The organism is Luteibacter sp. P4_E6, from assembly GCF_056401535.1.
This window is the reverse complement of the sequence record NZ_JBFUJE010000752.1, coordinates 1-1,484: the sequence shown is the minus strand read 5'-3', so window position 1 is coordinate 1,484 and position 1,484 is coordinate 1. Positions and strand designations below refer to the sequence as shown.

At 65.4% G+C, this 1,484-nt stretch carries 2 protein-coding genes; one reads left to right on the top strand and one right to left on the bottom strand.

Features of this window, described 5'->3' with window-relative positions:
• Nucleotides 1–33: 33 nt before the first annotated feature.
• Nucleotides 34–765, bottom strand: coding sequence for a response regulator (locus AC1DT2_RS23130; RefSeq protein WP_082879167.1), 732 nt, complete (start codon nt 763–765; stop codon nt 34–36).
• Between the two features lie 146 nt (nt 766–911).
• Between AC1DT2_RS23130 and AC1DT2_RS23125 the strand changes: the two genes are divergently transcribed.
• Nucleotides 912–1,484: winged helix-turn-helix domain-containing protein (locus AC1DT2_RS23125; protein WP_477299014.1), on the top strand; the 573-nt coding region annotated here is incomplete at its 3' end.

Genomic DNA, 1,484 nt, shown 5'->3' with positions numbered 1-1,484 from the left:
GATTTGTTCTGGGTGACGAACCCGTTCGCTGGCTTAGTGATCCACATCGATGAGCCCTTCGCGGACCGCGTAGCGCGTCAGCTGGGCAATGCCGCGGATGCCGAGCTTGGCCATCACGTGATCGCGATGGGTGCCTACCGTCTTCATGCTGAGGTGGAGGCGGTCGGCGATTTCCCGCGTCGCGAGTCCTTCGGCATACAGCCGCGCCACCTCCCTCTCGCGATGGCTCAGTTCACCCCCGCTGCCTCCCTCATGGGCGGCACGACCTCGAAAGCGGTTGACCAGGACATGCGCGACATCGGGGCTGACGTAAGAACCGGAACGCATCACGCCGTCGATGGCGCGTGCAAGTACGTCGAACGTATTCCGCTTGGCGACATAGCCGTGGGCACCGGCGTCGAACGCGGCCCTGACCCAGTGAGCCTGCTCCCGAGCGGACAGGCAGAGCATCCGCGTTCCCGGGGAGTCCCTGGCGATGCGTCGCACGACTTCGAGCCCCGACATGCCGGCGACGGCCGTGTCGAAGATCAGAAGATCGGGGCGCTCGTCCTGACCCAGGCGCACGCATTCCTGCCCGTCACCCGTGCTCCCGACGATGTCCACGCCCTCGTGTGCCTGCAGCACGGCAGCCACCGCATCGCGCAGGACGGCTTGCTGGTCCGCGAGAACCACGGTAGTGCGGGCGGTGGCGCCTCTGTCACTGGCTCTGAAGGCCTGTGACAAAATGCGCCCGGCCTCAGGGCCAGGGAAGGGATGTCCATTCATGTGTGCTGTCCAGGTGGAAGATGCCGTAGAGCCTCGTCGGAAAGGCGCTCGGGTGTCCTTCCGGAAACCTTACGGCGGACCTTCTTCCCACAAACTAAGGACTTAGCGCGGCACAGTCCGGCCTGACCGCGGCATGCATCATTGCCATGAGGCCCCCCTTCTTCACGTTCGGCGACTGGACGGTGCGCCCCGGACAGCGCGTCATCGAGCGCCAGGACGAGCGCGTGTCGCTCGAGCCGAAACTGATGGATGTCCTGGTCGCACTGGCGTTGGGGGCACCTGAGGTCCTCTCGACCGACCATCTGCTCACGACCTGCTGGGCCGGTCACTTCTACGGAGACAATCCGGTCCACAAGGCGATCGCCCAATTGCGTCGCGCGCTGGGCGATGACGCACGCGCACCACGCTACATTGCGACCATTCGCAAACGCGGTTACCGGGTGACCGCGTCGGTCGCTTTTCCGGACGGTGGTTCCGCTGTTGAGCTGCCGACCCTTGCAACGTCCGAGCCGCCCTATCCAGGCGGCCGGCCCTTCGATATCGCGGACGCGCCGCTATTCTTCGGACGCAGGCGATGCACGTCGGACCTGCTTCGGCGCCTCAAGGAAACGCATAACCAGGGCAACGCACTCCTTCTCCTATGCGGTCCGCCGGCGAGCGGCAAGACATCGCTCGTAAGCGCCGGCGTGGCCCCAGCTCTGCTGGGCCCTGCGGGATAT